This window comes from Mucilaginibacter sp. OK098 (assembly GCF_900142915.1).
Classification (GTDB): Bacteria; Bacteroidota; Bacteroidia; order Sphingobacteriales; family Sphingobacteriaceae; genus Mucilaginibacter.
Genome location: NZ_FRCM01000008.1, coordinates 143,758 through 168,057, shown reverse-complemented (window position 1 = coordinate 168,057; position 24,300 = coordinate 143,758). Strand labels below are relative to the sequence as shown.

The following is a 24,300-nucleotide window of genomic DNA, read 5'->3' as shown; positions in this document are numbered from 1 at the left end:
TATAAATAGTAATAATAATAAAACCGGTAATTTTTACCAATGAATTTTGCATTTTAAATTAATAAATGTTAATTATACATGATTTTTTTGCTCACCCAATTATAGCATAAATGAACAGGCGTACCGTAATAAAAAATCTGGCTTTGGTAATTGGCGGCGCAGTATTGCTGCCATCATGCATGAGTCATGACGGTACTTCATATGTTCAGTTAAAGCATGTAAATATTGATGAAGACCAGCAAAGGCTTATTGCCGATGTTGCTGAAACCATCATCCCAAAAACAAATACGCCCGGTGCAAAAGATTTAAACCTGCCTGCTTTTGTTTTAAAAATGATTGATGATTGTTATGACAAAAAGAGGCAGCAAGCATTTGTTGCCGGGCTAAAAGCTTTTACCAGCATGGTTAAAACTAAATACGGTAAACAGTTTGGCGACCTTGATATTAAACAGCGCGAAATTATCCTTACAGGTATTGAAAAAAGCGCCAATGCGGTTAAAGCGGCAAAACCTGTAAAGCCGGATCCTATAACAGGTTTTTATTGGGACGTAAAAAGGCAAACCATATTTGGTTACACCACATCTCAATACTTCATGACCAAGCAAATTGTTTATGAACTGGTGCCTGGCAGATACATTGTTCATTACCCGATTAAAAAACTTAATCTTAAGTCTGCATAGCTATGGCCAATTTAAATGTTGATAGCGTTAAAGAGCGCACATTTGATGCCATCGTCATCGGGTCAGGAATAAGCGGGGGCTGGGCTGCTAAGGAATTAACCGGAAACGGCTTAAAAACTTTGGTGCTTGAGCGCGGCCGGGATGTAAAACACATAAAAGATTATCCTACAACAAATAAATATCCATGGGAGTTTGAGCATCATGGTCAGTTGCCAGCAGCGGTAATGGAAGCCAACCCAATAGTTGGCCGTTGTTATGCTTTTGGCGAAGATTCGGCTCACTTTTTTGTAAAGGATAAGGAACATCCATATGTACAGCAAAAACCGTTCGACTGGATCCGCGGATACCAAGTAGGGGGTAAATCGTTATTATGGGCAAGGCAAACCCAGCGCTGGAGTGATTTTGATTTTGAAGGCCCGGCCAGGGATGGTTATGCGGTAGACTGGCCGATAAGGTATAAAGATATAGCGCCATGGTATAGCTATGTAGAGAAATTTGCTGGCATAGCCGGCAATAAAGATGGAATTCCTGAATTACCGGATGGCGAATTTTTACCGGGTTTCCCCTTAAACGACGTGGAGCAATATTTTAGCGACCATGTTAAGGCTAATTATAAAAACAGGTATGTAATAAGCGCCCGTTGCGCCCATTTATCAAAACCCAACCAGATCCACATTGACCAGGGGCGAACCCAGTGCCAAAACCGCGACCTTTGCCAGCGTGGCTGTCCCTTCGGTGGCTATTTCAGCAGTAATGCTTCAACAATCCCATGGGCACAAAAGTCAGGCAATATGACCTTGAGGCCATTTTCGGTAGTGCAATCCATCATCTACGATGAAAAAAAGGGCAAGGCTACAGGCGTACGGATTGTTGATACCAACACAAAAGAAACTATTGAATACTATGCACGCGTAATTTTTGTAAATGCCGCGGCCTTAAATACGAATCTGTTGCTGCTAAACTCCACATCAAACCGTTTTCCCAATGGTTTTGGTAATGATAGTGGTGTATTGGGTAAATATGTTGCGTTCCATAACTACTCGGCCAATATTGGTGCTGAATATGATGGCCTGAAAGAGTGGACGGTTGACGGCCGCTCGCCAACCAGTGGCTATATCCCCCGTTTTAGGAATGTTTATAAACAGGAAACTGATTTTCTTCGTGGCTATGCCTGCACATTTGGCGGCTACAGGTACCAGCAGCATAAATATGATGGTGTTGGGGCAACCCTGAAAGAGGGCCTGGTAAAAGGTGACCTTAGCCCCTGGTATGTTGGCGTACAATTTATGGGAGAAACCATCCCGAAGGATACCAATCATGTAAGTCTTGATGCAAAACTGAAAGACGACTGGGGTGTGCCGTTGTTAAATGTTTCGGTAGATTATGATGATAATGACGAGAAGATGAAGAAGGATTTTATAGAGCAACTTACGGAGATGCTTACCTCTGCCGGCTTTAAAAATATCCGGCCGTCAACAGACCATAGGGCACCAGGATTAGACATCCATGAAATGGGGGGCGCCCGCATGGGGAATGATCCGAAAACATCTATCCTTAATAAATGGAACCAGGTTCATGCCTGTAAAAATGTTTTTGTTACCGATGGCGCCTGCATGACATCAACCTCATGCCAAAACCCATCGCTCACTTATATGGCTATTACCGCCCGCGCGGCTGATTATGCTGTTGGTGAAATTAAAAAAGGGAATATTTAGTGGGTTGTTTATGGCTCAAAAGTTTAAACAAATTGACTCAAAAAATGCCCATACATTATTTAAACCCATTATTGTGTTAAAAAAACACAATGAAAATTTGTTCAGCAATTTTTTGTTCATACATTTAACGATTAACCGATTTATATAATTTCTTTAACCTTTATTTATTAATATATGTCTGCAAATACTTATGACGCCATTGTCATTGGTTCAGGGATCTCGGGCGGATGGGCTGCCAAAGAGCTGACCGAAAAGGGCTTAAAAACCATTATGCTGGAGCGTGGCCGGAACATTGAGCACATTAAAGATTACGTGAACGCGAATAAAGATCCCTGGGAATTTCCTCACAGGGGTGGCCGTACGCAACAAATGATTGAGGATTATCCCGTTCTTAAACGCGATTATCCCTTGAACGAAACTAATTTAGATTACTGGGCGAGTGATAAGGACAGCCCTTATACCGAAGTTAAACGTTTCGACTGGTTCAGAGGGTACCATGTTGGTGGCCGTTCATTAATGTGGGGCAGGCAATCATACCGCTGGGCTGATGTTGATTTTGAAGCAAACTTAAAAGACGGTATCGGCACCGACTGGCCTATCCGTTATAAAGATATTGCGCCGTGGTATAGCTATGCTGAACAATTTGCAGGCATCTCTGGTAATAAAGATCATTTGGCTATTCTTCCGGATGGCGATTTTATGCCGCCAATGGAAATGAACGTTGTGGAGAAGGATGTGTCAAAGCGTTTAATGGCTTTTTATAAAGACCAGCGTGCTATGGTTATAGGCCGTACGGCTAACATTACCCTTCCGCATAATAACCGTACAAATTGCCAATACCGGAATAAATGCTGGTTAGGCTGCCCGTTTGGAGCGTACTTCAGCACCCAATCAGCTACTTTGCCTGCTGCTATGGCTACAAAGAACCTAACGGTTCGCCCATGGTCTATCGTAACTAAAATATTGTACGATAAGGATACCAAAAAAGCAAAAGGAGTTGAGGTGCTTGATGCGGAAACAAATCAGACTTACGAATACTTTGCAAAGATCATCTTTGTGAATGCATCTGCTTTAAATAGCGCCTGGATCCTGATGAATTCAGCAACTGATATCTGGCCGGGTGGTTTGGGCAGCAGCAGCGGCGAATTGGGCCACAATGTAATGGATCACCACCTGGGTGTAGGTGCGTCAGGTACGGTTGAAGGCTATGATGATAAATATTATTTTGGCCGCAGGGCTAACGGTATCTATATTCCGCGTTACAGGAATCTGAACGGCGAAAAACGCGATTATATCCGGGGCTTCGGTTACCAGGGTGGCGCAGGCCGTGAAAACTGGAGCAGGGATATTGCTGAAATGAATATTGGCGGTGCATTTAAAGATGCATTAACCGAGCCTGGTACCTGGAGCATGGGAATTGGCGGTTTCGGCGAAACATTGCCATACCATGAAAATAAGATCACCCTTGATAAAACTAAGAAGGATAAATGGGGATTGAACATTTTATCGTTTGACGTTGAAGTTAAAGACAATGAACGCAAAATGCGGATCGATATGGAGAACGATGCCAAAGAAATGCTGGAAGCTGCAGGTGTGAAAAATGTACATTCTTTTACAAGCAAAGGCGTTTTAGGCAGGGGCATCCATGAAATGGGAACCGCCCGCATGGGTCGCGATCCTAAAACTTCGGTATTGAACGAGTGGAACCAGGTGTGGGACGCTAAGAACGTGTTTGTTACTGATGGTGCTGCCATGGCTTCAGCAGCCTGTCAAAATCCGTCACTTACTTACATGGCATTAACTGCCCGCGCCGCTAACCATGCAGTTGAAGAATTGAAAAAGAACAACATCTAACCCTATTTAAAACATAATAAAACTAAAACCATGGCTGAAGAAAAACAGACTGAACAAAAAACAAGTCCTACCAGGAGGGAGTTTTTGAAAACCAGTACTATAGCTGCTGCAAGTTTTATGATAGTGCCCCGCTTTGTGCTGGGCGGTAAAGGCTATACTGCACCAAGTGATAAATTGTTGATTGCCAGTGTAGGCGCCGGCGGTAAAGGTCAGAGCGATATTGCCAACTTTTATAAAAGCGGCAAAGCCGAGATTGCTTTTTTGTGCGATGTGGATGACAGAAGATCGGCTAAATCACGGTCAGATTTTCCAAAAGCAATATATTATAAGGATTGGCGCGAATTGCTGGAAAAAGATTCAAAGCATTTTGATGCGGTTTCTGTTTCAACTCCCGATCATAACCACGCAATAATAGCTTACCATGCAATGTCATTAGGCAAGCACGTTTATGTGCAAAAGCCCTTAACCCATGATATTTGGGAAGCCCGTATGTTAACAGATGCTGCAAAAAAATATAAGGTAGTTACGCAAATGGGCAACCAGGGCTCATCAAATGATGGTACCCGTCTGATGTCTGAATGGTATGATGCCGGCCTGATAGGTGATGTGCATACCGTTTATTGCTGGACAAACCGCCCTGTTTGGCCGCAGGGCATTGCATGGCCGCCACCACAACCAAATATCCCGAAAGAACTGGATTGGGACCTTTGGCTTGGAACTGCGCCTAAAAAGGATTATGTTGATAAATTAGTGCCATTTAACTGGCGCGGCTGGTGGGATTACGGTACAGGCGCCCTTGGCGATATGGGTTGCCACCTTGTTGAAGCTCCCTTCAGGGTATTGGGTATTCGCTACGCCAATGATGTGCAGGCTAGTGTGGGCGGTGTTTATGTTGATGAATTTAAGGAAGGGCATTTCCCTGAAAGCTGCCCGCCATCAAGCCATATCACATTAACCTTCCCAAAAACAGATAAAACCCAGGGTGATGTTACCCTGCACTGGATGGACGGTGGTATTCAGCCAGAAAGACCTATCGAATTGTTGCCAAATGAAGATTGGGGAGGCGAGCCGGGAAATGGCACCCTGTTTATCGGTACAAAAGGAAAGATGTTTGCCAGCACATATTCTGATGCGCCTACGTTATTGCCAAAGGCATTGACCAAAGATGCAAAAGCCCCTCAAAAATGGGCGCGGGTACCTGGCGGCGCTAACGGCCACTATGCACAATGGGTTGAAGGCTGTATTGCCGGGTATGGCAAAACGGAGCTAAGCTCATCGTTTGATAAGGCTGGTCCGCTTACGGAAGCCTTATTGATGGCGAACCTTGCTGTACGCGGTCATGAGCTTCAGGGCGGAAGGATAAAACTGCTTTGGGATAACAATGCCATGAAGGTTACTAATTTTGATGCTGTTAACCAATACGTTAAACGCCAGTACCGCGAAGGCTGGGATCTTAAAGTATAAAGGATTGAACTGGTGAATTAGTGATTTGAAAATTAGTTGATTTGAAGATTTGAAAATGAAACATTGCAAACGATCTTCAAATTAGCTAATTTTCAAATTAATTACTAATTCACTCACTAATTCACTAATTATAAACATTCACTAATTCAATAATTAAAATGAATAGAAGAGACGCCATAGGAAGAGTAGCCCTGTTGATGGGCGGTGCTGTAATAGGTGCCGAATTCTTTATTTCGGGATGTAAATCAGGCGCCGGAAAAGTTGAGGACTTATTTGTTGCAGATAATATTGCTTTCTTAAATGAAGTTGCAGATACCATTTTGCCAACAACAACAAGTTCACCGGGTGCAAAAGCTGCCAATGTGGGCCATTTTATGGCGCTAATGGTACAGGATTGCTATTGGCCCAAGAATCAAAAAACGTTTTTAGAAGGTATTTCAAAGCTGGATGATGCGAGTCAGAAGAAATTCAGCAGTAAATTCATGTCACTAACGGCTCAGCAAAAAACAGATCTGCTGGTTGATTTGGATAAAGAACAGAAAGAATATACCAAAAAGAACGCAAACTCTGAAATGGAAGATAGTAAGCACAGAAACGATCCGGACTTTAAAGGCCCGACAGTTGCGCCGCACTATTTCAGAATGATGAAAGAGCTTACTTTGCTAGGCTACTTTACCTCGGAAATAGGCGCTACAAAAGCATTACGCTATATTGCCGTACCGGGACACTATGACGGAAACGTCCCTTACAAAAAAGGCGATAAAGCCTGGGCAACCTGATAAGTTAGTTGATTGGTTGATTAGGTTGAATGAGTTGATTAGTTTTTTTATGGCGTACAACTCATCCAACTTAATTGGCCTATCCTAACCTAATCAACTTAATCTAACTCAATCAACTTAATAAACTCAAAAAACAACACATGGCTCATAGAAAACTCCGCATGGGGATGATCGGCGGGGGTAAAGACGCATTTATAGGCGCTATTCACAGGATTGCCGCTAATATGGACGGCTTAATTGAACTGGTATGCGGTGCTTTAAGCATCCACAAAGAAACAGCTATTGAAAGCGGGCATATCTTATTTTTACCCGAAGACAGGATCTATACCAACTACGAGGAAATGATTACGGCAGAAAGCAAGCTGCCTGCCGATAAACGAATGGATTTTGTAACCATTGTTACGCCAAACTTTGCACACTTTGCCCCGGCAATGATGGCGCTTGATAATGGCTTTAACGTGGTAATTGAAAAACCCATAACCTTTACTTTAGATGAAGCAAAGCAATTAAGAGAAAAGCTGGAAGAAACCGGCCTGATGCTATTGCTTACTCATACCTATTCGGGCTACCCAATGGTTAAGGAGGCCAAACAGATAGTAAAGGGCGGATCTTTAGGTAAAGTGCGAAAAATTTATGTTGAATATATCCAGGGCTGGTTGAGCAAGCTTTCTGAAAGAGAAGGCAACGCGCAAGCTGCATGGCGTACTGATCCGAAAAAATCGGGAAAAAGCGGTTGCATGGGCGATATCGGCACGCACGCGGCACATTTGGCTGAATATATTTCAGGATTGAAAATAACCCAGTTAAATGCTTCATTAAACGTAGTGGTTGAAGGCCGTATGTTGGATGATGATGGCGCTATACTATTGCGTTTTGAAGATAAAGCTACCGGTGTATTAACGGCATCGCAAGTTGCAGCCGGTGAAGAAAATGCATTGAAAATTCGTGTTTATGGCGAAAATGGCAGCCTTGAATGGGCCCAGCAGGAACCAAACACGCTTACTTTAAAATGGATTGATAAACCTGCCCAAACTATTAGGGCCGGTGGTAATTATGGCGACAGGGAATCAACCTACGCTGTACATAACACGCGTACACCCGGCGGTCACCCTGAAGGATACCTTGAGGCATTCGGCAACCTGTATCGCAACTTTGCATTATCATTACAGGCAAAGCTAAATAACGAAGAACCAAAACCCGAATGGTTGGATTTTCCAGGCATTGAGGACGGCATAAGGGGCATGGCATTTATTGAAAATGTGGTAGCCTCAAACAACAGCAACGAGAAGTGGACTGATTACATTATTTGAGGATGATGTGCGGATTTCGGATATGCGGATGTGCGAATGATTTGAAGATGTGTTGATTTATTGATTTGAAAATGGTGGCACTTATTAAATATTATCTGTCATTTACCAATGAACTAATGAACCATTGAACTAATGACACCCCACATCCCACCAATGACTAATGACACAATGACCAATGACACAATGACCAATGACAATTCCACCAATGACTAACTACCAATGACTACAATAAAAGGACCGGCAATATTTTTAGCACAATTTATAGGCGATACGGCGCCATTTAACAGCCTTGAAGGCATCTGTAAATGGGCGGCAAGCCTTGGATACAAAGGTATCCAGATGCCAACACTTGATTCACGTTTTATCGACCTGCAAAAAGCTGCAGAGAGCAAGTCTTATGCTGATGACCTGAAGGGCGAGATCAAGTCATACGGACTGGAAATTACCGAGCTTTCAACCCACCTGCAAGGACAGTTGGTAGCGGTGAACCCGGTTTACGATGATCTTTTTGATGGATTCGCTCCCGAAAAGCTTAGAAAAAATCCTAAGGCAAGGCAGGAGTGGGCAGTGCAGCAATTAAAATATGCGGCAAAAGCCTCACAAAACCTTGGGCTTAATGCATCAGTTACATTTAGCGGCGCATTGCTTTGGCCTATGGTATATCCATGGCCGCAAAGACCAGCCGGCATAGTTGAAACAGCCTTTACCGAATTGGCCAAACGCTGGGAACCCATCTTAAATATTTACGAGGATTGTGGTATTGATCTTTGCTATGAAATTCATCCCGGTGAAGATTTGCATGATGGCATTACCTATGAAATGTTTTTAGACAAGGTAAATAACCATGCCCGGGCTTGTTTATTATATGATCCGTCGCATTTTGTACTGCAGTGTCTTAATTACCTGGAATATATTGATAATTACCACGAACGGATAAAAATGTTTCATGTTAAAGATGCGGAATTTAACCCAACAGGGAAGCAGGGCGTTTATGGCGGCTATCAGAATTGGATTAACCGTGCAGGCCGTTTCCGGTCTTTAGGCGACGGGCAGGTTGATTTTAAAGGTATTTTTAGTAAACTTACGCAATATGACTATAAAGGCTGGGCTGTGCTTGAATGGGAATGTGCTTTAAAGCATCCGGAAGATGGCGCCCGCGAAGGAGCGGAGTTTATTAAGAACCATATTATACGTGTTACTGAAAAAGCTTTTGATGATTTTGCAGCGTCAGGATCTGACGATGCATTTAACAGGAAAACTCTTGGCATTTAATTGATATATTCACCCGGTAAACCAATTAATAAACTATTAAACCTAAAATTATTAAAATGCAATCCATTAACCGTACGCAACTGTTCAGGGCAAGCTGTTTGTCGCTGTTAGTTACTTCTCTTTCATTTGGCATTCGTGCCGGTATTCTTAACAAACTTGGTGTTGATTTTCAGCTGGATAAAGCCCAACTGGCATCTATAACTGCTACCGCTTTTTATGGGTTTCCAATTGCCGTGGTGATCGGCGGATTTATAGTAGATGCTATAGGCATGAAAAAGTTATTGGTGATGGCATTTATTTTCCATCTCGCCGGGATCTTACTCACCATATTCGCCCAGGGATTTTGGACACTTTACATCTCAACTTTACTTATAGGCCTTGCAAACGGAACAGTAGAAGCTGCGTGTAATCCATTGGTTACTGCACTTTATACCGATAATAAAACCACCAAGCTTAACCATTTTCACTTATGGTTCCCCGGAGGGATAGTAATAGGTACGCTCATAGTTTTGCTGATCAACAAGCTTGCGGGCGCAGGACAAGCAGACCCGCTGATCTGGAAGATTGAAGTAGGCGTTATGCTGCTCCCGACATTAATTTACGGCTACCTGTTTTCTAAGCTGGATTTTCCTGTTACAGAACGCGTTGCCTCTGGCGTATCAACTGGAGAAATGTACAAGGCGCTTTGGAACCCATTATTCATTTTTATGTTCATCTGTATGTTTGGAACAGCCATTACGGAGTTGTTTACCGGGCAATGGATTGATGTATTATTGAAAAACGTAACCCAAAATGCCATTTTAATATTAACACTGGATACAGGGGTGATGGTGCTGGGCAGGGCATTTGCAAAACCTGTTTTAAAAATGGTTTCGCCCCAGGTTTTATTATTAATCTCAACTATACTTGCCGCTACGGGGATCTACCTGTTAAGCACTTTAACAGGCGACGCCGTATTTTTTGCCGCTATTATATTCGGCATGGGGGTATGCTTTTTTTGGCCTACTATGCTGGGTTTTGTCAATACCAATATTCCAAAAACAGGTGCCATTGGTTTAAACCTGATGGGCGGCGCCGGGATGTTTGCTGTATCACTTTATACCATAGTGATGGGCAAATATTATGATAACATTGTTAAAGCAGCAGGCGGCGATAATACAACGGCCGGCCCTAAAGTTTTGCAAACCACATTGGTTATCCCGCTGGTATTAATTGTAGCCTTTACAGGCCTGGTAATTTATATGCGATCAAAAAATAAAACTGCCCCATTAAAAACAGCAGCAGTATAAAAACAATAAAAATACTATAATTGTAATTTAATAAACCCCATATATCAAACAAACAAAACAACAACAATGAAAAAAGTTTTTGCAATACTATTTATATGTGCAGTTATATCTGCCTGCAGTGGCGGCTCAAAATCAGGTGGTGGAGCAGACAGCACTAAAGCCGCAGACCAAACAGCTAAAGCCCAGGAGCCTAATGCTGATACCAGCGCCAATAAAACGGGCGCCAGTGACGCAGGCGCGGCCGCACCTGCTATTAAGCTGATTGCAGCGTCTGATTGTAATACCTGCCATAAAGAAGATACAAAAGTGGTAGGGCCTGCTTTTAAAGACATTGCAGCTAAATATCCGCCAACTGATAATAACATCAACACTTTAGCAGATAAGGTGATAAAGGGGGGCAAAGGTAATTGGGGCGATATTCCAATGACTCCGCATGCTGCGCTTTCTGTTGGTGACGCTAAAACAATAGTTAAATATATTTTATCGCTTCATAAATAAGTATTTACAAAGTACCTGCTAAGCTATAAACCATGACCTCAACTATCAGAGTCAAACTATCTACAATGATGTTCCTCGAATTTTTTATTTGGGGAGCATGGTTTGTAACTATGGGTACTTATTTAACAAAAACCTTAAGCGCTACAGGTACCCAAAACGCAGGGGCTTATGCAACACAGGCTTTAGGTGCTATTGTTGCTCCGTTTATTATTGGGCTTATTGCCGATAAGTACTTTTCGGCTCAGAAAATTTTGGGCGTTTTGCATTTGGTAGGGGCTGCCTTATTGTGGTACGAAACAACCGTACCAACATTTGATGGCTTTTACCCTGGGATCCTGGCATATATGGTGATTTATATGCCAACCCTTGCACTGGTTAATTCGGTATCATTTAAACAAATGCAAAATCCAAGCAAGGAGTTTCCATGGATCAGGGTTTTTGGAACTTTGGGATGGATAGTTGCAGGCGTAATAATTGGCTGGTTAGGCTGGGAGCAAAGCGGAACGCTAGTGTTAACATTTAAAATGGCCGCTATAGCTTCTGTAGTATTAAGTTTACTGAGTTTTACATTACCTGATACTCCCCCGGTAAAGAAGGGACAAAAAACATCGATTGGCGATATAATAGGCCTTGATTCTATCGGCTTGCTAAAGAATAAATCGTACCTGGTATTTTTTCTCGCCTCGGTTGCTATTTGTATTCCCCTGGCTTTTTATTATAATTTCACCAATCCGTTTTTAAATGAGGTAGGTGTAAAACGCGCGGCAGGGATCCAAACATTAGGGCAGGTGTCTGAATTTGCATTTATGGTTGCCATGCCATTCTTTTTTGTGAGGCTTGGCGTTAAAAAAATGCTGGCTATGGGGATGCTTGCCTGGGCCTTACGCTACGTGTTTTTTGCCTATGGTAACGCTGAAAATAACTACTGGATGCTGATTGCAGGGATAGTGATCCATGGCGTTTGTTACGATTTCTTTTTTGTAACAGGTCAGATTTATACCGATAACCTGGCCGGCGACCGTTTTAAAAGCGCGGCACAGGGTTTTATTACATTGGCTACTTACGGTGTTGGCATGCTGATAGGTTTCTACCTGTCGGGCCCTATAGTTGATCATTGGCAAACATCTGCAACTTCACATAACTGGCAAACTATCTGGTTAATCCCCGGAGGAATTGCTGCAGGTGTGTTATTACTATTCCTTTTGTTTTTTAGGGATACAAATCAAATACAAACAAAACCGGGGTTGGATATTGAGGAGCCTTCTGCACAAACAGAAATTTAAACTGAACCAATTATATGACATTTACACAAAACAGGAGATCGGCAATAAAAAACATAGTTGCCGGAACCGCTGCTATAACAGCAACGGGGATACTATCATCATTTAAAAAGGAAGAAATGCAGGAACAAGTATCTGACAAGCTTAAAGGAAATATAAACCATTCAGTTTCGCCATGGTGCTATAGTGGTTTCACGCTTGATCAGCTTTGTGTGGTATCAAAAGAAATAGGCATAACCGGCGTTGATCTTTGCGGACCAAAAGATTGGCCCACACTTCAAAAACATGGCATGTATTCGCCAATGTGCAATGGCGCCGAAATTAATTTGACTGATGGTTTTGGCGATACTGAGTTCCATGAAAGGCTGATAAAACAATATACAGATATGATTCCGCTGGTAGCTAAAAACGGGTATACCAACCTGATCTGCTTTAGCGGCAGCCGCAGGGGCAAGGATGATGAAACCGGCTGGAAAAATTGTGAGGAAGGGTTAAAAAAACTACTCCCGCTTGCCGAAAAGCACAAGGTTGTATTATGTATGGAATTGCTTAACGGCAAGATCGATCATAAAGACTATCAATGCAACAAATCTGCCTGGGGCGCTGAACTGGCAAAAAGAATAAGCTCTGAAAGCTTTAAACTGTTATATGATATTTATCATATGCAGATAGACGAGGGAGATATCATCCGTAATATAACCGACCATCACCAATATATTGCCCATTTTCATACAGGAGGTATTCCCGGCCGTCATGAAATTGACGACACCCAGGAGCTTTATTACCCTGCAGTTATGAGAGCAATTGTTGCCACAGGCTTTAAAGGCTATGTAGGGCAGGAGTTTGTTCCTAAAAACCCGGATAAAATAGCATCACTGAAGAAGGCTATCCATATTTGTGACGTTTAGGTGATGGTCATTGGGCATTAGTCAGTTGTCATTAGTGGAAAAAGAAAAAGAATGCTAATAACCGCAGCTGCTATGAACTATGAACCATCAACTATGAACTAAAATATAACTAAACAAAACCACCTATGACTACCAGGAGAAAATTTTTAACACAAGCCGGGATGCTTTCCGCAGGCTTGATGATAGCGCCGCACTTATTATCTGCAAAAGGTACAAAAGTTGTTGGATTGCAGCTATACAGCTTACGCGATCAGCTGCCTAAAGACGTAAAAGGCGTGATTGCCAAAGTAGCCGCAGCCGGTTATAAGGAAGTGGAAACATTTGGCTATTCAAAGCAAAATGGCTTTTGGGGACTTGATGCCAAAGCTTTCAGCGGCTTGCTAAAAGCAAACGGTCTTACAACACCAAGCGGGCATTTTGATATGAACGAATATTTGGTTCATGATAAAACAGATGCGTTTGAAACTTATCTTGAAGCGGCCAATATTACTGGAATGACCTACATAATTATTCCTTCAATAAATGGTGAAGTTTTAAAAAGCGCTGACCAGTTTAAAACGGTCGCAGAAAAAATGAATAAAGCGGCCGAATTATGTAAGAAATCCGGTTTACAATTAGGCTATCATAACCACAACTTTGAATGGAAACCAATTGACGGCACTACTTTTTACGATACCATTTTAAAAGAAACCGATCCAAAGCTGGTTCACATGGAAATGGATATTTTTTGGGTGGTACGTGCAGGGCAGGATCCTGTTAAATTATTTGAACAGCACCCGGGCAGGTTTGCTTTATGCCATATAAAAGACAGGGACAAAACACAAACCGACCTTAATACCGAAATAGGTAAAGGCAGCATCGACTTTAAAACAATATTGAGTCACGCTAAACTGGCTGGCTTAAAACACTTTATTGTTGAACAGGAAAACTACATAAACATTGATCCTTTTGTAAGCATTGCTGAAAGCGCGGCTTATGTGAAGAACACGTTACACGTGTAGTTAAGTGGTTGATTAAGTTAGATTAGGTTGATTAAGTTTAAAAATGACAAACTTAATCAGCAGCTAACTTAATCAACCTAATCAACTCAATCCAACTTAATCAACTAAAATAAAATGAAATATTCACTTCTATTTACTGCAGTATTAACCGGAAGCTTTTTTATGGCGAATGCACAGCAGGCAAAGCCCGAGGACACTGAGATTTGGGAACCAATCCCAAAAGTGGTAACACCCGGAAGCTCTTTCAGGGATGCACCATCTGATGCCATTATATTGTTTGATGGTAAAGGCCTTGATAAATGGGTACAGGCTGATGATCAATCAGATGCCAAATGGAATGTTAAGGGTGATGTGCTTACTGTAAATAAAAAATACGGTAACATTGAAACCAAACAAAAATTTACTAATTACCAGCTGCATGTTGAATGGAAAGTTCCTGCAAGCATAACTGGATCAGGCCAGGCAAGAGGCAATAGCGGTATTTTCTTAGCATCTTTAGGTAAAGGTGACGCAGGTTATGAGCTGCAGGTTTTAGATTCATACAACAACAAAACTTATGTTAACGGTATGGCGGGCAGTATTTATAAACAGGCTATTCCTTTGGCTAATCCAGGCAGAATGCCCGGCCAGTGGCAAACCTATGATGTAATTTGGACCGCTCCGACATTTAATGAAGACGGTACCGTAAAAACAACCGCAAGAGTAACCGTGTTTTTTAACGGTGTACTGGTTGAAAATAATTTTGAATTAAAAGGCCCGACACTATACATCGGAAAGCCTGAATACCAGAAACATGGCCCTGCTTCTATTAAATTGCAGGCACATGGCGACAAAAGCGAGCCCCTAAGCTACCGCAACATCTGGGTAAGAGAGTTATAATAATTACTTCATAGTTGATGGTTCATAGTTTATATTTGTGAACCATCGGCTATGAGTTATTATTGAGGCCGGCGTAAATATTATCCCTACATCATGAACAAAAAACTAACGATAGCATTATTGCTGCTGGCGTGTGCCTGTAATTTAGTTAATGCACAGGTAAAAAAGGCCCCGGCTTATCCATTAATTACGCATAATACTTATTTCAGTATCTGGTCAATGACGGATAGCTTAAACGCGCATCCGACAAGACACTGGACGGGTAAAGACCAATCATTAATAGGTATGATAAAGGTGGATAATACTATCTACCGTTTTCTTGGAAAAGATGTGCCTGCTTATACAACAGTTTTACCCGCTTCGGACGAAGTAGCTTACAAATGCCAGTATACTGAAACTGAGCCTGCAAAGGATTGGGAGGATGCGAAATTTGATGACAGTAAATGGAAAACAGGGTCAGCCCCGTTCACTGATGATAAAACGCAGGCTAAAACCTTGTGGACAAGCAAAGACATTTGGGTAAGGAGAACTTTTACACTTACAGACCTGAATATCGACAGGTTGTTTTTAAAGCTTTACCATGATGACAATGTAGAAGTTTATTTAAATGGCGAAAAAATATATAATACAGTTGGATGGACAAGTGATTTTAAAATGATCCCTTTAAAGGAGAAGTTTAAAGAAAAGCTGGTTAAAGGTAAAAACATATTGGCAATTCATTGTGCAAATACAGCCGGGGGCGCATGGCTTGATGCCGGCCTTGTTAATGAGCCTAAAGCAAAGGCCACCGGGATCTTGCTTGCCAAACAAAAAGACGTTACGGTAAATGCAACGCAAACCATCTATAATTTTGAATGCATTGGCATTGACCTCAAGGTTACGTTTACCTCGCCGTTGTTAATGAATGACCTTAATGTTTTTTCAAGGCCTGTTTCGTACATAAGTTATAAAGTAAAATCAAACGATGGCAAAAATCATAAGGTAAAGGTGTTTTTCGGCGCCTCAACTTCCATTGCAGTTAACACGCCATCGCAGGCGGTAATCACGCAAAAATATCTTACGCAATCATTATCTATCCTTAAAGCAGGTACGGTTGCGCAACCCATTTTACAGAAAAAAGGAGACGATCTTCGGATCGACTGGGGTTATATGTACGTGGCTGTTCCAAATGCTGTAGGTGCAACTCAATACATAACTTCGCAAGGTGATGCGGTAAATTCCTTTATCGGTCCAGCAACAAGCAGCGCCGTAACAAAAGGGCGCCAGTTAGCTTTAAACACTGTGTTTGATTTTGGAAGCATTAGTGCTGTTGCAAAAGAAAAATTTGTTGAACTTGGGTATGATGACCTGTATTCGGTTCAATACTTCAAACAAAATTTAAAGCCTTGGTGGAAAACAACCGGGGCAACTATTGAAAAGGAATTAACCACTGCCGCTGCTGATTATACATCGGTAATGCAAAAGTGTGATGCATTTAATAGAAGCATGTACAGCGCTGCCCTTAAAGCTGGCGGTAAAAACTATGCCGATCTGTGTGTATTAGGCTATCGCCAAAGTATTGCAGCACATCAGCTGCTGAAAAGCCCGCAGGGAACCGTTCTGTTTTTATCGAAAGAGAATTTCAGCAATGGATCAATAAATACGGTTGACGTAACCTATCCGTCAGCGCCATTATACCTCATCTACAACCCAACCTTGTTGGAAGGAATGTTAAATGGCATCTTCTTTTATTGCGAGGGTAAAGACTGGAAGCATGATTTTGCAGCGCATGACCTGGGAACTTACCCATTGGCAAACGGGCAAACTTATGATGAGAATATGCCGGTTGAAGAATCAGGAAACATGATAATTCTCACCGCTGCTATTGCAAAGGCCCAGGGCAATACCGCATTTGCCAAAAAGCATTGGAAAACATTAAGCATTTGGGCAAATTATTTAAGCGAGAACGGTTTTGATCCCGGTAATCAATTATGTACTGATGATTTTGCCGGGCATTTGGCACGCAATGCAAACTTATCGGTAAAGGCAATCGTTGCTTTAGGAGCCTATGCAGACCTTGCCGATAAACTTGGCCAAAAAGCTGTTGCGCAAAAGTACAAAGCAATTGCCCTGGATATGGCAAACAGGTGGCAGAAACTTGCTGATGCAGGCGACCACTATTCGTTAGTATTTGAGAAGAAAGATACCTGGAGCCAAAAATATAATTTGATCTGGGACAAGGTATTAGGCTTGCATTTGTTCCCCGCACAGGTTTATAAAAAAGAGATTGATTATTACTTAACCAAACAAAATGAGTTCGGCTTGCCGTTGGACAGTCGCAAAACTTACACAAAATCTGACTGGATCCTTTGGACGGCATCATTAGCTGATAATCAAAAGGATTTTAAAGCATTGGTTGATCCGGTTTACAAATATGCAACTGAAACCCCTTCACATGTTCCGCTTAGTGATTGGCACGAAACTAAAGATGGAAAGATGGTTGGTTTCCAGGCACGCAGCGTTGTTGGCGGATACTTTATGAAGCTTTTAGAAACCCAATGGGTTAAATAAGGACTGAATTTATTGAAGCGATACCCTTTATCGCAAATTTTATTAACAGGGATGATAAATTATATTGATTTATCATCCCTGTTTTTTTATATCTTATAATTAAACATATAGCGGCTAAATCACGTATAAGGAAATTATTATAAACCAACAGTAAAGTCACCTCTATCTCATTGTTTTACTTATTTTTATATCGCAATTGTTATTGCTTGAAAACCAGTAGCTTATGAAAGGTATTTTAAGATATTTTATTTTAATATTTTTCTTGTTTGTTACGGCAAATGGCTTTTCACAAAATCAGAGCCTTAAGTTTGAGCATATAGGTACATCTGAAGGTTTATCGCAGATCAATGTTATCTGTATCATGCAGGATAGCCGGGGTTTTATGTGGATCGGCACCCGTGACGGTTTAAACAGGTACGACGGGTATAAATTCATTGTATATAATCACAGCTTCCAGGATGATAATACGATCAGCAACAACCAAATTGCCGATATTATTGAAGACAATGCCGGAAACATTTGGGCTGCTACCCTGTCGGGCCTTAATAAGTTTGAGCGAAAAACGGGGCGCTTTGTAAGGTATCTTCACAATAACAACAACATTAACAGCATTTCGAGCAACGCTACAAATAAGCTGGCGCTTGATTCGTACGGTAAAATATGGATAGCCACCCAAAAAGGAGGGCTTGATTGCCTTGATCCGAAAACAAATTCCTTCAGGCATTTTGTTCACTCTGAATCCGATCCAAACAGCATAAGCGATAATAATGTAAGCGCTGTATTTGAGGATTCGCGGCATAATTTATGGGTTGGAACATTATCAGGTGGCTTAAACCTGTTTAACCGGAAAAATAATTCTTTCTCTAAGTACAGGTATAGTGTTGCAGCTAACTCCATATCAAGTGATAACATTAACTGTATTTTTGAAGATAAGGATCACCGGATCTGGATAGGTACTCATGATCAGGGTGTTAATCTGTTTGATCCTTTAAGGGGAACATTTCGCCGTTACCAGCATAATAACAAGGATTTGAACAGCCTATCAAGCGATGCTGTTTATTCTATAAATATGGACGAAACCGGTAAATTATGGGTAGGTACCGAAAATGGAGGAGTTAGTATCCTTGATATTGGGAAAGACCGCTTTACCAATTTTGAACACGATGATATTGATAAGAATAGTATTGACGGAAATAGCATTTATACTATTTGCAGAGACAGGCTGAACAATATGTGGTTAGGCGCGTTTAGCGGAGGGATTAACCTTTTAAAAAGAAGTACAAAAAGCTTTACGCATTACAGGCACAGCTTATCCCCCAATAGTTTATCGAATAATTTTGTGCTCGACCTGTATGAGGACGCAAAGAAAAACCTGTGGGTAGGTACCGATGGCGGAGGGGTGGATATGTTTAACCAGGAAAATGGCACCGTAAAACACTACAAACAACAGCCTTTAGGTAAAAATGGGATCTGCGGTAATTATGTATTAACAGTTGACCAGGATGCCGATGGGGATTTTTGGTTTGGCACATGGGCTGATGGCGTAAGTGTTTTTAATCCTAAAACCAATGTATTCAAAAATTTTAAAAATGACCCGGCTAATCCCAAAAGTTTAAGCGGCAATAATATTTATGCCCTTATCCATACCCGCGATAAAAAGACCTGGGTAGGTACTTATAATGGTGGACTTGATGTATACGATAAACAAAGCAATACTTTTAAAGCCTTTAGATATGATGTTAATGATCCGCGAAGCATAAGCAGCGACCGGGTTTATTCATTGTTAGAGGATAGGCAAGGCAACTTGTGGATTGGCACCTTCGATGGGGGGCTAAATTTGCTTGACCGCGCCACCGGCACATTTATCCGCTTCCAGCATGATGAAAATGCCAACAGTTTAAGTAACAACACAGTACCAGATCTTTATGAAGACCATAAAGGGAACATATGGCTAAGTACGCTGGCGGGGCTTAATTTGTTCGAACCAAAAACAAGGCATTTTAAAGTCTTTACTAAAAGAGACGGCTTACCAAGTGATATTATTTATACTGTGCGGGAAGATAACAACGGGAAGATCTGGATCGGCACCAATAACGGGCTTTCTGAATATGACCCGGCTACCAATAAATTTAATAATTACACGGTTGAGGACGGTTTGCAGGCCGATGAATTTAAATCGCATTCGGCCTTTAAAAGTAAAGAAGGCAAATTGTATTTTGGTGGCATAAACGGGTTTAACGCCTTTACTCCTGAACAGATCTTAAAGCCCGCAGGATTTTCACCCATCATTATAACATCATTCCAGGTTTTTAACAAACCGCTGGTTATAGCAAAAAATAGCAATGACCCATCTCCTTTAAAACAGGACATTTCTGATACAAAAAATATCACTTTATCGTACAGTCAATCGGTAATTTCTATGGAATATGCCGCCCTTGATTTTACCCTGGCAAATAAAAAAAATTATGCCTACATATTAACTGGTTTTGATAAGGAATGGAACTATGTTGGCAACAGAAACACTGCTTCATACACTAACCTATCGCCCGGTACTTATACCTTTAAATTAAAATATCAAAACAGTTCAGGTCTATGGTCGCCGGTTACCTCCGGGCTTACCATTACCATTGTTCCGCCATTTTGGTTAACCTGGTGGTTTATAATATTGGTACTGGTATTAATTGTTGCCGCAATTTATACCCTGTTTAAATTACGGGTTCAATCCATCAAAAAACAAAAGGAGATTCTCGAAAAGCAAGTACAGGAGCGTACGGAAAGCCTTGCAAAAATGACAATTGACGAGCGCGAATCGCGCGAGGCTGCTGAAAAGGCCCGGGAAGAAGCCGAAAACGCTAACAAAGCCAAAAGTAGTTTCCTGGCGATGATGAGCCACGAGATCCGTACACCTATGAATGGGGTTATTGGCATGGCCGGGTTATTGTCAAGCACATCGCTCACACCCGAACAGGACGAGTATGCAGAAACCATTAAAACCTGCGGAGAATCATTATTGACCATTATAAATGATGTGCTTGATTTTTCAAAGATCGAATCGGGCAGTATGGAGCTGGAAGATCAGGACTTTGACCTGCGGGATTGTGTAGAGAGTGTATTGGATTTGTTCGCCGAAAAAGCGTCGCAGATTGATTTGGTTTACCAGATAGATCATAATGTACCACCACAAATTATTGCCGATCAGCTAAGGCTCAGGCAGATCCTGATAAACCTGGTGAGTAATGCAATGAAATTTACCAATAAAGGGGAGGTGTTTGTAAGTGTTAAGATGGATGATATTAAAGCTGATGAACTGCTATTACATTTTAGCGTCCGCGATACAGGTATAGGCATTCCGGCTGATAAATTAAATAAATTGTTCAAAGCTTTTTCACAGGTTGATTCAAGTACAACGCGTAAATATGGCGGCACAGGCCTGGGTTTGGCCATAAGCGAGAAACTGGTTAACCTGATGGGGGGCGAAATACACGTTGTGAGTGAAGTTGGGATTGGCACCACATTTTCATTTTCTATTAAATCGAAGGCTGGTACTAATGATCAGCGTAATTATGTGTATCTGAATATCAGGGAGCTTGAAGGGAAAGCTATTTTGGTTATTGATGATAATGCCACAAACAGGGAGATCCTGAAGAGCCAGCTGGAGCAATGGAAATTTTTGCCGGTGATAACTGAATCGGGTGCAGAGGCATTGAATGTACTCGCATCAAAAAAAGTAATAGATCTCATCATATCCGACATGAACATGCCTGATATGGATGGGGTGCAGCTGGCAAAAAAAATCAGAAAGAAATTTCCGGAAATACCTATAATCTTATTAAGTTCTATGGGTAATGCGCAAAGCAAAAATGAAGCGCACCTGTTTAATGCCATATTAACAAAACCTACAAGGCACCACATATTATATAAGCACATTGCAGAACAACTAAAGGCAACCGGCGAAATAATTAAAAAACCCCAGGCTGTCTCAACTTTTTCAGAGGAGTTTGCCACATTATATCCCCTGGAAATTTTAATTGCCGAGGATAATTTAATTAACCAAAAACTGGCTGTGCGTATTTTAACAAAAATGGGTTATAACCCGCATGTGGTTGCAAACGGGCATGAAGCATTAAATGCGATAATTGTTAAAAAGTACGATATGGTGTTGATGGACGTTCAGATGCCCGATATGGACGGACTGGAAGCTACACATTTTATAAGAGATCACCTGGCACATCAGCCGGTTATTATTGCCATGACAGCCAACGCAATGCCCGAAGACAGGGAAAATTGCCTAAAAGCAGGTATGAATGACTATTTAAGCAAACCTATGAAAATAGGGGATATTATGGATGTTTTGGAAAAATGGGGAAAGCAGATACTAAGTAAATAGTTAGCAGTTAACAGTTATCGGTTTGTAATCCCTTTAATTAAATTTGAGCCTTTTCTAATAATAAAATTAGGTAAATTCACCCAAATTAAATTTTATGCGCTCAACTGACGCCTTCCTGTATCATTATTTATTTGTTTTTGCTCTTTTGGCTTGTATTTGCACAAGCAGTTCTGCCAGTGCAGCAGAAAGCTATTATTACCAGCTAAAAATTTATCACATTAAAACCCAGGCGCAGGCAGATCGGGTAGATAATTATTTGCAGAACGCTTATTTACCAGCCTTGCACAGGATAGGCATTAAAAACGTAGGTGTATTTAAGCCTGTAGAGGCTGATACTTCCGGTAAGCGTATTTATGTTCTGATCCCTTATAAAAACTGGGAGCAAATAAAAAAGACCGATAAGCAACTGGCTACCGATCAGCAATATTTAACTGATGGAAAAGATTACATTGATGCCGCACATAATGAAGCTCCATATACCAGGATGGAAACCATTTTACTAAGTGCTTTCCCTAAGATGCTGTCGCCTGCAGTTCCGGAGCTCACAGGTAATAAAACTGACAGAGTTTATGAGTTGCGCAGTTATGAAAGTGCAACTGAAAAGTATAATATTAACAAGGTAAAGATGTTTAACGACGGCAACGAAGTGGCGTTATTTAAGAGGCTTGGCTTTAATGCGGTGTTTTATGCCGAGGTTTTAGCTGGCAGCCACATGCCAAACCTAATGTACATGACCACCTTTAATAATAAAGCGGACAGAGACAAACATTGGGATACTTTTTCAAATGACCCGGAATGGAAAATATTGGTGGCCAAAAAGGAGTTCCAGAACAATGTTTCTAAGGCTGATATTTTGTTCCTGCACCCAACTGCTTACTCTGACTTTTAAATGCACCTTGAAAAACGCGATTATGATGCTGTTATAGTTGGTTCCGGACCAAATGGTTTGGCTGCTGCTATTTTAATGCAGCAAAAAGGATTATCAGTTTTATTAATTGAAGGCAAGTCAACCATAGGTGGCGGCTTACGTTCGGCGCGGCTTACCTTGTCGGGCTATATGCATGATATCTGCTCGGCTGTTCATCCACTTGCCATAGCATCTCCGTTTTTTCAAACACTTCCTTTAAGCGCTCATGGCCTTGAATATATTTATCCCGAAGTAGCTGCGGCCCATCCCTTTGATAATGGAACTGCAGCCATCCTAAAAGGCTCTGTTGAAGAAACCGCCGGTTTATTAGGAGCAGACGAGAATGCCTACGTTAAATTAATAAAACCGGTAGTAAAAGACTGGCCTGCAATTGCACCTGATATTTTAGGCCCGTTACATTATCCAAAACATCCGCTGGCTATGGCAAGGTTTGGATTGCCTGCTTTAACATCCGCAGCTCATCTGGTAAAACGTTTTGAAACCCCTGAAGCAAGGGGTTTATTTGCGGGTATGGCAGCACACGCTATACAGCCTTTAAGTAATTTAGCAACTTCGGCAATAGCACTCGTTTTAATGGCTAACGGCCATTTAAAGGGCTGGCCAATTCCTAAAGGCGGATCAAATCAAATAGCGAACGCTTTGGCATCATATTTTCTGTCGATAGGCGGTAAAATAGAAACAAACACTCAGATAACTTCATTACAGCAACTGCCATATGCGCATGCTGTTTTGTTTGATGTAACACCACGCCAATTGCTAAAAATTGCCGGGCATCGTTTTTCATCAATATATAAATGGCAGCTGGAACGTTACAGGTATGGAATGGGTGTTTTTAAGATCGACTGGGCGCTTGATGCCCAGATTCCGTTTAAAGCCGCCGGTTGCCACAAAGCCGGTACAATCCACATCGGCAATACATTTGAGGAGATAACCGATGGCGAAAAGCAGATCTGGCAAGGTAAACACTCTGAAAAACCATATGTGCTTTTGGCCCAGCCAAGTATATTTGACCCCACGCGGGCGCCGGAAGGCAAACACACCGCCTGGGCCTATTGCCATGTTCCTAATGGATCTAAAAAAGATATGGCGGCCATAATTGAGAACCAGGTAGAGCGTTTTGCACCCGGGTTTAAGGATACCATCCTGGCCAGGCACAAAATGAATACGGCCCAAATGGAACATTATAATCCCAATTATATAGGCGGCGATATCAATGGCGGAGTGATAGATCTTGGTCAGTTATTTACGCGCCCTGTATTGCGATGGTCGCCTTACAAAACATCTGCAAAAGGAATTTATATCTGCTCATCATCCACGCCGCCAGGCGGGGGAGTGCATGGCATGTGTGGTTATCACGCAGCCAGGCGGGCATTGAAAGACTCCTTCGGGATCACGGATTAAAGCTGATTATCGGATTTCACTGATCCTAACTGCCGGCTAAATAGGTTTTAATGGTGCTTTAAAACTCAGCTAAATCAGTTTAATCATCATTTAAAATCTGCGATT

Annotated in this window: 17 protein-coding genes; all 17 read left to right on the top strand. The window is 41.7% G+C overall.

Features of this window, described 5'->3' with window-relative positions:
* Positions 1–110 precede the first annotated feature (110 nt).
* The 17 genes from BUE31_RS25115 (at position 111) to BUE31_RS25030 (ending at position 24,195) form a co-directional block, all read left to right on the top strand.
* On the top strand, positions 111–680 hold the full coding sequence (locus BUE31_RS25115; RefSeq protein ID WP_073406619.1) for a gluconate 2-dehydrogenase subunit 3 family protein: 570 nt from the start codon (positions 111–113) through the stop codon (positions 678–680).
* A gap of 2 nt (positions 681–682) precedes the next feature.
* Complete coding sequence (locus BUE31_RS25110; protein ID WP_073406618.1) at positions 683–2,395, top strand: GMC oxidoreductase; 1,713 nt, start codon at positions 683–685, stop codon at positions 2,393–2,395.
* A gap of 174 nt (positions 2,396–2,569) precedes the next feature.
* Entirely contained in the window at positions 2,570–4,249 is a 1,680-nt protein-coding gene (locus BUE31_RS25100) for a GMC oxidoreductase (protein ID WP_073406616.1), read from the top strand.
* Between the two features lie 30 nt (positions 4,250–4,279).
* Positions 4,280–5,713, top strand: a complete 1,434-nt coding sequence (locus BUE31_RS25095; protein ID WP_073406615.1) for a Gfo/Idh/MocA family protein — start codon at positions 4,280–4,282, stop codon at positions 5,711–5,713.
* Positions 5,714–5,871: 158 nt separating this feature from the next.
* Positions 5,872–6,492 (top strand): gluconate 2-dehydrogenase subunit 3 family protein, encoded by a 621-nt coding sequence (locus BUE31_RS25090; protein ID WP_073406614.1) that lies wholly within the window; start codon positions 5,872–5,874, stop codon positions 6,490–6,492.
* A gap of 140 nt (positions 6,493–6,632) precedes the next feature.
* Positions 6,633–7,802: a Gfo/Idh/MocA family protein gene (locus tag BUE31_RS25085; protein WP_200801985.1), complete on the top strand. Its 1,170-nt coding sequence runs from the start codon at positions 6,633–6,635 to the stop codon at positions 7,800–7,802.
* Between the two features lie 219 nt (positions 7,803–8,021).
* Complete coding sequence (locus tag BUE31_RS25080; protein ID WP_073406612.1) at positions 8,022–9,074, top strand: sugar phosphate isomerase/epimerase family protein; 1,053 nt, start codon at positions 8,022–8,024, stop codon at positions 9,072–9,074.
* Positions 9,075–9,130: 56 nt separating this feature from the next.
* A complete protein-coding gene (locus BUE31_RS25075; protein WP_073406611.1) occupies positions 9,131–10,363 on the top strand; it encodes an MFS transporter in 1,233 nt (410 codons plus the stop codon).
* Between the two features lie 66 nt (positions 10,364–10,429).
* Positions 10,430–10,861: a c-type cytochrome gene (locus BUE31_RS25070; protein WP_073406610.1), complete on the top strand. Its 432-nt coding sequence runs from the start codon at positions 10,430–10,432 to the stop codon at positions 10,859–10,861.
* Positions 10,862–10,893: 32 nt separating this feature from the next.
* Positions 10,894–12,144 carry a nucleoside permease gene (locus tag BUE31_RS25065; protein ID WP_073406609.1) on the top strand — a complete coding sequence of 417 codons (1,251 nt, stop codon included), beginning with the start codon at positions 10,894–10,896 and terminating at the stop codon, positions 12,142–12,144.
* A 14-nt stretch (positions 12,145–12,158) separates the two neighbouring features.
* Positions 12,159–13,049 (top strand): hydroxypyruvate isomerase family protein, encoded by an 891-nt coding sequence (locus BUE31_RS25060; protein WP_073406608.1) that lies wholly within the window; start codon positions 12,159–12,161, stop codon positions 13,047–13,049.
* Between the two features lie 125 nt (positions 13,050–13,174).
* On the top strand, positions 13,175–14,050 hold the full coding sequence (locus BUE31_RS25055; RefSeq protein WP_073406607.1) for a sugar phosphate isomerase/epimerase family protein: 876 nt from the start codon (positions 13,175–13,177) through the stop codon (positions 14,048–14,050).
* A 114-nt stretch (positions 14,051–14,164) separates the two neighbouring features.
* A complete protein-coding gene (locus BUE31_RS25050; RefSeq protein ID WP_073406606.1) occupies positions 14,165–14,929 on the top strand; it encodes a 3-keto-disaccharide hydrolase in 765 nt (254 codons plus the stop codon).
* A gap of 93 nt (positions 14,930–15,022) precedes the next feature.
* The gene (locus tag BUE31_RS25045) at positions 15,023–17,479 is read left to right on the top strand and encodes a glutaminase family protein (RefSeq protein WP_073406605.1); all 2,457 of its coding nucleotides are present in this window, start codon (positions 15,023–15,025) and stop codon (positions 17,477–17,479) included.
* Between the two features lie 223 nt (positions 17,480–17,702).
* Positions 17,703–21,866 (top strand): hybrid sensor histidine kinase/response regulator, encoded by a 4,164-nt coding sequence (locus BUE31_RS25040; protein ID WP_083620305.1) that lies wholly within the window; start codon positions 17,703–17,705, stop codon positions 21,864–21,866.
* A 94-nt stretch (positions 21,867–21,960) separates the two neighbouring features.
* A complete protein-coding gene (locus BUE31_RS25035) occupies positions 21,961–22,755 on the top strand; it encodes an NIPSNAP family protein (RefSeq protein ID WP_073406604.1) in 795 nt (264 codons plus the stop codon).
* On the top strand, positions 22,756–24,195 hold the full coding sequence (locus BUE31_RS25030; protein ID WP_073406603.1) for a phytoene desaturase family protein: 1,440 nt from the start codon (positions 22,756–22,758) through the stop codon (positions 24,193–24,195).
* Positions 24,196–24,300 lie beyond the last annotated feature (105 nt).